Source organism: Nocardia sp. NPDC051929, assembly GCF_044548645.1.
In the GTDB taxonomy this organism is placed as follows: Bacteria; Actinomycetota; Actinomycetes; order Mycobacteriales; family Mycobacteriaceae; genus Nocardia; species Nocardia sichangensis.
The window spans coordinates 145,020-155,932 of sequence record NZ_JBIUCG010000023.1; the positions used below are offsets into that span (position 1 = coordinate 145,020).

The window sequence follows — 10,913 nt, forward strand, 5'->3', positions numbered from 1 at the left end:
ACGCACTCACCATCGGCTCACCGCCGCTCACCGAGCAGGGCCGCCACCTCCTCGATCGACCGCCCGATGCCGCGGTCATAGGCGGCGCGGAACTTCTGTTCGCCGAGTTCGGCACGGCACCGTGCGGCGGTCTCGGCCGCCGCACCGTCACCCGCGGCGGGCATCCCGCGCAGCGAATCGGCAGCGCCGAGCAGCAGCGCGGCCCGCGCCGGATCGCCGATCACCGCGGCGGCCTCCGCCAGACCGGCCACCGCGTCCGCGGCCACCGATCGGGATCGGTCACGGGCCAGCTCGAAGGCCTCGCGGTGCGCCGCCTGCCCGGCTTCGCTGTCGGCTTCGGCGAGCGAGACCCAGCCCAGTCCGATGAGGCTGCGCGCACGGGCCTCGGCCATGCCGAACGAACCGTTGTCGGGCAGGGCGACGGCCGTGCCGTAGTACTCCCTGGCGCCGATGAGGTCGCCCGCCGCACGGCGCAGATCGCCGAGTCCGCGTATCGCGTTGGCGTACATGTCCGTCGCGCCCGCCGCCCGGGCAGATTCGGCGGCACGCTCGTAGGCGGCGCGGGCTCCGTCCGCGTCGTGGCAAGCGTCCCGGCGGGCGAGGAGGTCGCCACGCCGGTTGAGCAGGTCGGCGGCCTCGTCACCCGCGCCCAACTCGGTTTGCAGGGCAACGGCCTCGTCGATCAGGTCCAGCGCGACCGCCCGCTCACCGCGCCAGTCGGCGACAGCGGCGAGTTTGTCCAGGGTGGTGGCGATCGCCCAGCGGTCGCGGGTGGCGCGGAAACCTTCCAGGGCGCAGTAAAATTCGGGTTCGGCCGCCACCGGCTCACCGGACATGAGCAGGTGCAGTCCCGCGCCCAGCCGGAGGAACGCCTGCGACCACGGGTCGGCACCGAAGAGCAGGCGCTGCCGCTGCGGCGGCAGGTCCAGCAACCCGCCGACGGTCGCCAGCAGGAACACCAGATGCGGGCGTTGCAGGGGTTTCTCGACACCGGACAACTCCGTGACCGCGCGGGTGACCGCGACCGGCAGTCCGTTTCCCGCTCGCGCGGCGATCGCCGCGCACAGGCCGTATTTCTCGACGTCGGCCGCCGGATCGAGTGCGGGCAGCAGCTTGCCCGCGAGCTCGACGGCACCGCCCGGATGACCGCGCAGCCACCAGCACCACGCGTGCGCGGCGATGAGTCGTTGTGCCAATGGCGGATCGGCGGCCACCGCCCAGCGCAGCGCCACCTGCACGTTGTCGTGTTCGGCGCTCAGTCGTGCCAGCCAGTCCAGCTGGTCCGGGCCGCGCAGTCGCGGATCGGCCCGCTCGGCCAGGGCGGTGAAGAATGCCGCGTGGGCACGCTGCATGCGCTCACGCTCGCTGGAGTCGGTCAAACGTGCCAGACCGTAGGCTCGGATGGTCTCCAGCATCCGGTAGCGGCCGCCGTGCACCTCCACCAGCGATTTGTCGGCCAGGCCGTCGAGCAGTTCGTCGGCATCGTCGAGTTCGCAGACCGAAGCGGCTGTCGCGGCCGACGCGCCGCCCGCGAAGACCGCGAAGCGCCGCGCCATGAGGCGCTCGGCCGGTTCCAGCAGACCCCAGCTCCATTCGACTACCGCCTGCAAGGTCTGATGTCGGGGCTCCGCGGTCCGGTCTCCTCGTGACAGCAGCCGGAACCGGTCGGAGAGGCGTCCGTCGATGTCGTCCACTTCGAGGTTGCGCAGACGGGCGGCGGCGAGTTCCAAAGCCAGCGGCAAGCCGTCCAATCGCGCGCAGACGCGCCGCACGGCCGCGATCGTGCCCGCGTCGACGGTGAATCCGGGCCGCGCCGCGGCCGCGCGGTCGGCGAACAAGCGGACCGCCGCGCAGCCGAGCTGCTCGGACAGCGGCGCTTCGGCGGCCGCGACCGGCAGTTGCCCGATCGACAGGACGGTCTCGCCGGTGATGCGCAGGGCTTCCCTGCTGGTCGCCAGCACCCGAAGGCCCGGGCATTCGCGCAACAACCGGTGGACGAGCCGCGCGGCGTCGAGCACCAGATGCTCACAATTGTCGAGAATGATCAGCAGAGACCGGCCTGCGAGCATCGCGTGGAGCCGGTTTTCCGCGTCTTCGTGCTCACCGGCGGTCGCGCGGCCGCCGAGCGTCGCCGCGATCTCCTGCGCCATCTGCGCGCCGTCCACCAATGGCGACAGATCCACGAAACAGACCTCGCCCTGAGCCCGGGAGCCTGCCTCCAACGCCAGCCGGGTCTTGCCGGTGCCCCCCGGACCGGTCAAGGTGACCAGGCGGGCCCGCGCCAGCAGCGACGCGATCTGCGCCAACTCGTCGTCGCGGCCGACGAAACTGGTGAGCTGGGCAGGTAGGCGGCGCAACGAGGCCGCGGCGACGGTGTCCCCGCGCAGGATCGCGAGATGGGCCCGGGCCAGCTCGGCCGAAGGATCCGCCCCCAGCTCATCGGCGAGCAGCCGACGGCCCTGCTCGAACAGCTCCAGCGCCTCCGCTTGCCGGTCGGTCCCGGACAACCCGCGCATCAGCAGCGCTCGAGCCCGCTCCCGCAGCGGATGTGCGGCGACGAGTTCGGTCAGCATCGAGACCACCGCTCGATGGTCGCGCAGCGCCAGACCGGCCTCCGCCCGATCCTCCCGCGCTGTCAGCCACGCTTCGGTGAGGCGGGTCACCGCCGTCGCGGCGAACGGCGCATCGCGGACGTCGGCCAGCGCCGCACCCCGCCACAGCCCGGCGGCTTCGTCCAGCAGCACGGCCGCGGAAGCGGGATCCCCGTCGCGCAACGCGATCCGGCCCTCCTCGGCGAGCCGATCGAACCGGTGCGCGTCCACCGTGACCGGGTCGACCGCGAGCCGGTAGCCCGCGGTCGAGGACTCCACCAGCTCGTCGGCGCTCGCCGAACGCAGCGCCCGCCGCAGCCGCGACACCTGGGACTGCAGCGCGTGCCCGGCGTCGCCCGGCGGATCCTCCCCGTAGAGATCGTCGATCAACCGCTCGCGGGAGACGACCCGCCCGGCCTCCGACGCCAACACCGCCAGCAGCGCCCGCACCTGCGGCCCACCCACCGCGACCGGACCCCCATCGGGCCGCCGCACCTCCACCGGACCCAGGATCCCGAACCGCACGATCGTCAGTATGGCCCGGGGATCGATGGGCTGCCGCTTCGGTGGGTTCTCAGCACCGGCTTGTCTGCGCTGCGTCGTGGACGCCGCTGTGGTTCGGTCCGACGGCTTTCGAGACCAGCTATGGCCGCAGCCGCGTTATCGGTCCCATCGCTCGCTCAGGAACTCCTCGTTCCGCGGCGAAGCACCCGCGTCCCGCTCACGGTCCCGCAACCGCGAGCCGCACCGTATGTCGACACGCCATCGACTCCGGTGCTCGGCAGCGGTCGGAGCCAGGTCGTTCAGTCCGCTCGGTGGGCGAGCACAGCGAACATGGTCACCGACAGGTGGTAATCGCCTTTGGCGATGCCCGCGTCCATGGTGGCCAGTAGGTCGCGCCCTTCCTGTTCGGTGATGGCACCGCTGGTGCTCGCGGACGAGATCATTTGCATGTACAGCGGGAGGGCGGTGTCCGGATTCCAGATCACCGCCTCCGAACCCATGTCATCGATGGTGAAACCGGCGGCTGTGAGCAGGCCGCGCAAGCGCCGGCCCGACGCGGGGTTGGGGGTGGTGGTGAGCATCGCCTTCGACAGGCGGGCGAGCACATCGGGGTCGCCGGGATGCGCGATCACGGTGTGCCAGTCGGTGTCGATGAGCAGCACACGGCCGCCCTGTCGCAGGACGCGGGCGATCTCGGCGGTCGCGGCCGCCGGGTCGTCGAGGTGCTGGTAGACCCGCTCGCAACGCACCGCGTCGAAGTAGCCGTCGGAGAACGGCAGCTGATAGGCGGTGGCTTCGACGAAGCGGGCCCGAGAGTCCGCGGTCTCGGCTCGCCCACGAGCTATGGCGAGCATCGCGGGATTCGGGTCGGCTCCCACCGCGTCGCCATCGGGGCCGACTCGCTCGGACAACTCGATCACCTCGGTGCCGGTACCGGAACCTATGTCCAGTACCCGCTCGCCCGGCTCGACGGCCAAGACCTCGTGCCCCCACGCACGCATGCGCCGGATACCGGGCAGCGCCGCTTGCAGGTCGAGCATGCCGACCAGCGTGGCCATCGGGTCGTCGTCGGTGGTGTGGGAAGAGTCAGGGATCGCGTTCACGTGGAACGACGGGATAGGCGACGAGGGATCGCTCGACATGGTCCGACACTAACCCCGCACCGCCGCTCCCCGCAGTGTGCGGACGACCGATCGCAGGCTGGGCATTGGCGATGCTGCCCACCCGGCGTACCGTCGAGTTCGTGAGCAGTGGCGCCGTGTCGGGGGCAGCGGTGAAGGGCTCGGATCCGTGGGCCCGGGTTTTCGCGGCGCTGTACGACCCTCTGCTGTGGATGGGCGAGAGGGCGGGTATGGGCGCTCGCCGACGAGATCTGCTCAGCCGGGCGAGGGGGCGAACTGTCGAGCTGGGCAGCGGCACCGGTCTCAACATGGGGTACTACCCTGACGACCTCGAAGAATTGATCTTGACCGAACCGGAAGCCGCGATGCGTACGCGGCTGGCGCGGAAGCTGCGTCGCAGTGGACGACGGGCACGTGTGCTCGACGCATCGGCGGAACAACTGCCGTTCGACGACGAAACCGTGGATACGGTCGTCTCGACGCTCGTGCTGTGTACTGTCGACCACCCCGAGCCCGTATTGCGCGAGATCGGGCGTGTGTTGCGCCCCGGCGGCCAGCTGCTGTTCATCGAGCATGTGCGTTCGGAGTCGCCGCGACTCGCCCAGTGGCAAGACCGCCTCGCCGGCCCGTGGCGCCGGTTCGCGGAGGGCTGCCATTGCAACCGTGCCACACTCGAGCTCATCCAGGGGTCCGAACTGAAGCTCGAAGACGTACAGGAAGCTTCGTGGCGGGGAGAGCCCCCGATCATTCGACCGCTGATCTTGGGTGTGGCTACCAAAAACACCTAGGGAGCGTCAGATGACCGAGTCCGGCTCCGCTGAGCTGAAGCGGCGGCATCGCGCGATGTGGGCACTGGGCGACTATCCGTCCGTCGCCACCGAGGTCATCTCTGGATTGGGCAGGCGTCTGGTCGAGGCTTGCCGTATCGGCGCTGGTCAGCACGTGTTGGACATCGCGGCAGGGTCCGGCAACGCCGCGATCCCGGCGGCCGAGACCGGTGCGGAGGTCGTGGCGAGCGACCTCACGCCCGAGCTGTTCGAGGCGGGTCGGCGTCTCGCCGCGGAAAGGGGTGTCGAGCTGCGGTGGCAGCAAGCCGATGCCGAGGCATTGCCCTACGCGGATGCCGACTTCGATGCCGTGATCTCCTGCGTCGGCGTCATGTTCGCGCCGTTCCACCAAGCGGCGGCGGACGAAATGCTCCGCGTGACCAGGCCGGGCGGCACGATCGGGCTGATCAACTGGACGCCGACCGGATTCATCGGGCAGATGTTCGCCACGATGAAACCGTTCGCTCCGCCACCCCCGCCCGGCGCCCAGCCGCCCCCGCTGTGGGGCGACGAGACGCACGTACGGTCGCTGTTGGGCGATCGCGTCACCGATCTGGAGCTGCGGCGCGAAAACGCGGTCATCGACCGCTTCGCCGACGGCGCCGAGTTCCGCGACTTCTTCAAGTCCTGTTACGGCCCGGCGGTCGCGGTGTACAAGGCCATCGCCGCCGAGCCCGACCGCGTCGCACAGTTGGACCGGGAACTCGCGGAACTCGCTGCCCGACATGACCTGGGCGACGGGCGCATGGAGTGGGAGTACCTCCTGGTCACCGCGCGCCGCTCCTGAGCGACGGGGATTGGAACCGGGCGTTCGTGCCACATCGCTCCCCCCTTCCCCGGCGGGTTCGTAGTGTCAGGAAGTCGCGCCGATCGTCAACCCTGCGAGGAGATCGTGCACAAGGCTTGCCGCCTGCTCGTGAGCGCGTTGCCGATCATCGGTCTCGGCGATGGTCAGCGACAGTTCGGTCAGGGCCCCATAGAAGGCACTCGCCAGTAATGCGGCGGGGTAGGGACGGATGAGCGCCGCATCGAGCAGATTCTGCACCGCCTCGACGACCAGGCCGCCGAGATGGCGTTGATCGAGTTCGCGCCAGCGCTGCCAGCCGAGGCCGATCGGTCCCTGGAGGAGCACGATGTGCCGGTAGTCGGGTTGGGCGCAGACGTCGAGAAACTCCCGCACACCGCGGTCGACCCGGTCGAACGGGTCCGAGGCCGAGTCGATCGCGGTGCGGATGCGTTGCGCCGCTCGAGTCTCCAGATCGTCGACGATCGCCTCGAACAGCCCCTTCTTGCCGTCGAAGTGGTGATACAGCGCGCCGCGAGTAAGGCCGGTGGCGCGAACCAGCTCTTCCGCCGACAGATCCGCGTACTCGCGTTCGGCGAACAGCCGCCCCGCGGTCTCCAGCAGCGCCTGGCGGGTGTTCTCCGCGTACTTCTCGCGAAACGACTCCATGCGGTATGGATATCACATACAGTATGTATGTGAGATGCGTACTGTATGAAGGTGGGTCGTAATGGGCGAATCAGTGGACGTCGTCGTTGTCGGAGCCGGGATAGCGGGTCTGGTAGCCGCCCGCGACCTGGCGCGAAGTGGTGCGGAGGTGCTCGTGCTGGAGGCGCGCGACCGGGTCGGCGGGCGGCTGCTGAACGATGAACTCCCCGGTGGTGCGCCCATCGAGGTGGGTGGTCAATGGGTCGGGCCCGGCCAGCAGCACGTGCTCGCGCTGATCGATGACCTCGGCCTGAAGACCTTCCCCACGTACACCGCGGGCCGTCATATCGCCGAACTCAGCACGGCCCGCTCGGTATACACCGGCCGGATTCCCAAGCTGAACCCGCTGGCACTGGCCGATGTAGCGCAGATCCAGTGGAGGCTCGACCGGGTGGCGCGCCGGGTCGCGGCGGCGGAGCCGTGGCTCGCCGACCGGGCTGGGGTGCTGGACGCGCAAACCTTCGCCACCTGGCTGCGGCGGACCGCCCACACCTCCGCGGGTCGGTCGTTCTTGCAGCTGATCACCGAGGCGGTGTTCTCCGCGGAGCCGGAGGATATGTCGGCACTGTGGGCCGCCTACTACGTCGGCGCCGCCGGTGGGCTGGACGCGTTGATCAATACCGCGGGCGGTGCGCAGCAGGACCGCGTTGTCGGCGGTTCGCAGACCATCGCGTTGGCGCTGGCCCAGGAACTCGGTGACCGTGTCCTCCTGGAAAGCGTGGTGACCGATGTCGAGTGGGACGTCTCGGGTGTCCGGGTCGTCGCGGGCGGCACGACCGTTCGCGCTCGTCGAGCCGTGATCGCGGTTCCGCCGCCACTGGCGGCGCGCATCCGCTTCACCCCCGGCCTGCCCGGCGATCGTGACCAACTCGTGCAGCGCATGCCGATGGGCCGGGTCATCAAAGTCAATGTCGCCTACGACGAGCCCTTCTGGCGCGAAGCGGGTCTGAGCGGCCAAGCCAACAGCGACCATCGGCCCCTGGGCACCGTCTTCGACAACACCCCGCTCGACGGTTCACCCGGCGTGCTCGTCGGCTTCCTCGAGGGACGGCACGCCGACAGAGGCGCGCGCCTCGACCTCACCGATCGTCGTGCACAGGTGATCGACGATCTCGCAGGCTACTTCGGGCCACGGGCCCGCAACCCCATCGCCTACATCGAACGTGACTGGGCCGAAGAGGAATTCAGCCGCGGCTGCTACGGCGCGTTCACCACGCCCGGCACCCTCACCCGCTTCGGTCCGGCCCTGCGCACACCCATCGGCCCGCTGCATTGGGCAGGCACCGAAACCGCTACCCGGTGGGCCGGCTACATGGACGGAGCCGCCGAATCCGGCCACCGCGCCGCCCGCGAAGTCGCTCCCGAGCTCGGCCGCAGTGGGGTGTAGAGGCGGTTCGACCACGACTGCTGGCAGAAGTGGGCGAACGCCCGAATGAGACTTAGTCCGACACGGCCGACCGGACCGAAACCAGCCCAATCTCAGCGCAGACGTCGTCGTGTTCAGGTGCGCTCCCACTGACCGCAATCGCACCGACCACGACATCGCCACGTCGGATCAGTCGAGAACCTGCACCCGCGATGATGGGTGTGCCCGCAACCTGATCCAGCTGTGCGAACAGTGCGGGCCATGCCTGCTGCAATCGCACCAACTCACCGCCGTCGCGGTGGAACAGCGCAACACTGGATGCTTTCGCTGGGGCGATTCGAGCCGACAACGGCGGCGCGCCGTCCATCCGATCGACAACCAGCACGTGTCCACCGCCGTCAACGATGGCGACCGTGATTCGGGCACCGAGCCCTGCGGCATGCTCGCGTACGCAGGCGCTGACCGCTCGCGCTTGTTCCGAAGTGAGTGACATCGCTCCACCTTCAAATCTCTTGGATCAACCAAGCTTGGACGTCCCAAGGATAACCATATTCATGGGTCGGACCAAGAGTTTGACTAGACTTTCGTGCATGGAGCTGGAGGAAACGCCCACGCGCCTGCGCAGCAAACCGACCTGGCTGATCAGCAAGGCGGCCGTGCGGGCGCATCGGCTCATCGGCGAAGCGATGGCCGCATCCGGCGGCCGTGCCTATCACTTCGCGATCCTCGCCACGCTGGACGAATTCGGCCCCGACAGTCAGGCGCGGATCGGCCAACGGTGCGGAATCGACCAGAGCGATATGCACACCATGCTCAAGGAATTGATAGAGCAGGGGCACGTCGCGCGCACCTCGGACCCCAACGATCGACGCCGCAATCTGATCGCCTTGACGCGCTCTGGCCGACAACGACTGACGGAACTGGACGCGACACTCTCGGGCGTTCAACGCGATCTTCTCAACGCCTTGTCGACTACCGAGAGGGACCATCTCGCAGCGCTACTCGTCCGGGTTCTCGAGTAGATCGTCATCGAGGACGCACCAACGCACTCCCGTAGCCGCGTTCCGCGCGTCCGGGCAGTGCCTGTCGGTCAGTGAGCAGCGCGGGAACCGGGTTCTACTTCTGGGCTCGCGACAGTTGTCCCATGATCGGCAACGAGGTGGTCAGTCGGGGATGGCAATCAACACGAATGATTCTCCACAGCAAGGTGTTCCGGGCACCAGCCCAGCTAACGCCAGTTTCCGTTCAACTGGACCCCACGTGGGTGCCTGGGGTGCTCGACGTGCACCGACTGCGCCGGAACCTGCTATTGCGGCGCCGCCGAAGACGAGGACCCGCCCGTCCACCTCCTGGATCTCGCCAGCTGATCCGATCAGCTCGACCGCGTCGTCGGGTGCTCGCAGTCCGCACCGACGGGCGGTGTGTAGACGACGTGACCACACCGGATGCACCAGTGGAGGCGGTGCAGACCGCCAGCCTGAAGCTGGCCAACGACCCGACGAGCATCTGTCTCGGGCCGAACTGATGCCCGCGATGCGGGCAGCTGCGAGGCCACGGCTCGGCCCACTTTCCGTTGCGCAGCCGGTAGAGGCGGCCGGGCTCGACGATCCGGCCGTCACTGAGCCGGTACACCACGCGCGGGTTGTCGAACACACTTTCGATCACGTCGCGTACTGGTCGGCGATGGTGCAGGCCGTGCTCGAGGCGCCCGGCCGCTACCCGTTCAGCGTCCGCACCGCGACGCTCGTAGCGGCGGATCCCGCGTCGGAGGCGTAGGGCGTCAGCTCTACCTTCTGCCGTCGATGCGTTCGAGCGCCGCGGCGAGCAGTGGCAGGGTGCCTTCGGCCAGCCGGTACTCCACGATCGTGGGGTTCTGCGGGTCATCGGCGCTGCGTGACTCGATCACGCGTGGTGGCGGGAGCTCGTCGGTCGTGTCGTGCATGGCCCGCCGCATCGTCGTGCGCATGCCGCCCAAGGCAGTGACGCCCAGGGGAAACAACCAGTGGACCACGGGGCCGGTAGCTGCGGGTGCGCGCGTGGCGGGCGGTCACCCGGGCTGCCGGTGCCGCACGGGGCCGGGAGGTTGGTTCGTGGTGACGGTCAGCGGTTGAGGTAGGCGGCCAGGCCACCGAGTTCCTCGTTGGCGATGAACACCGAACGGACGTTGATGATGGCCTCTTCGACGTGGGTGGTGCAGCCCCAGGCCGAGTCGCCCCACGAATCGGCGATCTTCAGCTCGGCCGGCGCGGTGCAGCCGGCGGTGCCGCCGAGCTGGCAGTGCTCAGGGTGCGGCGTGGTGGCCTGTACGGCGGCCGCGGCTCGTATCTGGGCGGCGAGTTCGGCGGCGGCAGCGGCGCGTTGCTCGGCATCGTCGCGCAACTGGCGTTCGGCGCGTACCGCCTTGATGGTGGCCAGGCGCAGCTCCAGGTGCTGCGCGACCTGGTCGGCGAGATAGCCGAGCACGGTCGCCTGCACCTCGCTCAACTCCCGAGGCATGGCGTCGATTGCGGTAACGGTGCCGAGGTGGTGCCCGTCGGCGGTGACGATCGGGGCGGCGGCGTAGAACCGCAGCCCCAGCTCACCACGTACCAACGGATGATCGAGGGTGCGCGGATCGGTGACCGCGTCGTTGACCACGTACGGGCCCTCGGCGCAGAACGCCGACGCGCACAGTCCCGGTTCCGTGCCGACCTGCGCGACACCATCCAGTCCCTTGACCGCGGCGAACCAGACCCGATCGGCGTCGACGATGCTGACCGTGGCGATCGGGGTGCCGCACACCGCTGCGGCGGTCGCCGCGATGGTGTCGAACTGGCCGTCGGTCGGAGCGTCGAGGATCTCGTAACGGCGTACCGCAGCTAGGGGGTGTTTCGAAGTAGTTGATGGGGTGGGGCCCCCCCGCCGGGGGCCCCCCCCAAAAAGGTTTGCGGGCGGGGGTTGGGGCGGGGGGTGGGTGGGGTGGGTTGCGGGGGTTTGTTTTTGGTGTGGAGAATAAAAAAAAATAAAAAGCAA

At 69.1% G+C, this 10,913-nt stretch carries 11 protein-coding genes; 5 read left to right on the plus strand and 6 right to left on the minus strand.

Annotated elements, in window-relative coordinates:
- Positions 1-17: 17 nt before the first annotated feature.
- Positions 18-3,116, minus strand: a complete 3,099-nt coding sequence (locus ACIHAX_RS29040) for a BTAD domain-containing putative transcriptional regulator (RefSeq protein ID WP_397280703.1) — start codon at positions 3,114-3,116, stop codon at positions 18-20.
- Positions 3,117-3,394: 278 nt separating this feature from the next.
- On the minus strand, positions 3,395-4,237 hold the full coding sequence (locus ACIHAX_RS29045; protein ID WP_397280705.1) for a methyltransferase domain-containing protein: 843 nt from the start codon (positions 4,235-4,237) through the stop codon (positions 3,395-3,397).
- 71 nt (positions 4,238-4,308) lie between these two features.
- On the opposite strand from ACIHAX_RS29045, the gene ACIHAX_RS29050 reads away from it, so the two are divergent.
- On the plus strand, positions 4,309-5,004 hold the full coding sequence (locus ACIHAX_RS29050) for a class I SAM-dependent methyltransferase (RefSeq protein WP_397280729.1): 696 nt from the start codon (positions 4,309-4,311) through the stop codon (positions 5,002-5,004).
- Between the two features lie 10 nt (positions 5,005-5,014).
- On the plus strand, positions 5,015-5,830 hold the full coding sequence (locus tag ACIHAX_RS29055) for a class I SAM-dependent methyltransferase (protein WP_397280707.1): 816 nt from the start codon (positions 5,015-5,017) through the stop codon (positions 5,828-5,830).
- Positions 5,831-5,896: 66 nt separating this feature from the next.
- Here the strand turns inward: ACIHAX_RS29055 and ACIHAX_RS29060 are convergent, their stop codons facing one another.
- The gene (locus tag ACIHAX_RS29060; RefSeq protein ID WP_364427644.1) at positions 5,897-6,496 is read right to left on the minus strand and encodes a TetR/AcrR family transcriptional regulator; all 600 of its coding nucleotides are present in this window, start codon (positions 6,494-6,496) and stop codon (positions 5,897-5,899) included.
- Between the two features lie 61 nt (positions 6,497-6,557).
- Here ACIHAX_RS29060 and ACIHAX_RS29065 point away from each other — a divergent pair, with 61 nt between their 5' ends.
- Positions 6,558-7,922, plus strand: coding sequence for a flavin monoamine oxidase family protein (locus ACIHAX_RS29065; RefSeq protein ID WP_397280709.1), 1,365 nt, complete (start codon positions 6,558-6,560; stop codon positions 7,920-7,922).
- A gap of 52 nt (positions 7,923-7,974) precedes the next feature.
- On the opposite strand, the gene ACIHAX_RS29070 is transcribed toward ACIHAX_RS29065, so the two are convergent.
- Positions 7,975-8,394: a heme-binding protein gene (locus ACIHAX_RS29070; protein ID WP_397280711.1), complete on the minus strand. Its 420-nt coding sequence runs from the start codon at positions 8,392-8,394 to the stop codon at positions 7,975-7,977.
- Positions 8,395-8,491: 97 nt separating this feature from the next.
- Here ACIHAX_RS29070 and ACIHAX_RS29075 point away from each other — a divergent pair, with 97 nt between their 5' ends.
- Both ACIHAX_RS29075 and ACIHAX_RS29080 read left to right on the plus strand, forming a co-directional pair.
- Positions 8,492-8,923, plus strand: coding sequence for a MarR family transcriptional regulator (locus ACIHAX_RS29075; protein WP_364427653.1), 432 nt, complete (start codon positions 8,492-8,494; stop codon positions 8,921-8,923).
- Between the two features lie 511 nt (positions 8,924-9,434).
- Complete coding sequence (locus tag ACIHAX_RS29080; protein WP_397280713.1) at positions 9,435-9,677, plus strand: hypothetical protein; 243 nt, start codon at positions 9,435-9,437, stop codon at positions 9,675-9,677.
- Positions 9,678-9,687: 10 nt separating this feature from the next.
- On the opposite strand, the gene ACIHAX_RS29085 is transcribed toward ACIHAX_RS29080, so the two are convergent.
- On the minus strand, positions 9,688-9,843 hold the full coding sequence (locus ACIHAX_RS29085) for a hypothetical protein (RefSeq protein WP_397280715.1): 156 nt from the start codon (positions 9,841-9,843) through the stop codon (positions 9,688-9,690).
- Positions 9,844-10,001: 158 nt separating this feature from the next.
- Complete coding sequence (locus ACIHAX_RS29090; RefSeq protein WP_397280717.1) at positions 10,002-10,913, minus strand: GAF domain-containing protein; 912 nt, start codon at positions 10,911-10,913, stop codon at positions 10,002-10,004.

Coding starts and splice junctions, on each gene's coding strand:
- ACIHAX_RS29085 (WP_397280715.1), bottom strand. CDS start 9,843: ATGCACGACACGACCGACGAGCTCCCGCCACCACGCGTGATCGAGTCA.
- ACIHAX_RS29065 (WP_397280709.1), top strand. CDS start 6,558: ATGGGCGAATCAGTGGACGTCGTCGTTGTCGGAGCCGGGATAGCGGGT.
- ACIHAX_RS29075 (WP_364427653.1), top strand. CDS start 8,492: ATGGAGCTGGAGGAAACGCCCACGCGCCTGCGCAGCAAACCGACCTGG.
- ACIHAX_RS29060 (WP_364427644.1), bottom strand. CDS start 6,496: ATGGAGTCGTTTCGCGAGAAGTACGCGGAGAACACCCGCCAGGCGCTG.
- ACIHAX_RS29070 (WP_397280711.1), bottom strand. CDS start 8,394: ATGTCACTCACTTCGGAACAAGCGCGAGCGGTCAGCGCCTGCGTACGC.
- ACIHAX_RS29080 (WP_397280713.1), top strand. CDS start 9,435: ATGCGGGCAGCTGCGAGGCCACGGCTCGGCCCACTTTCCGTTGCGCAG.
- ACIHAX_RS29055 (WP_397280707.1), top strand. CDS start 5,015: ATGACCGAGTCCGGCTCCGCTGAGCTGAAGCGGCGGCATCGCGCGATG.
- ACIHAX_RS29045 (WP_397280705.1), bottom strand. CDS start 4,237: ATGTCGAGCGATCCCTCGTCGCCTATCCCGTCGTTCCACGTGAACGCG.
- ACIHAX_RS29050 (WP_397280729.1), top strand. CDS start 4,309: ATGCTGCCCACCCGGCGTACCGTCGAGTTCGTGAGCAGTGGCGCCGTG.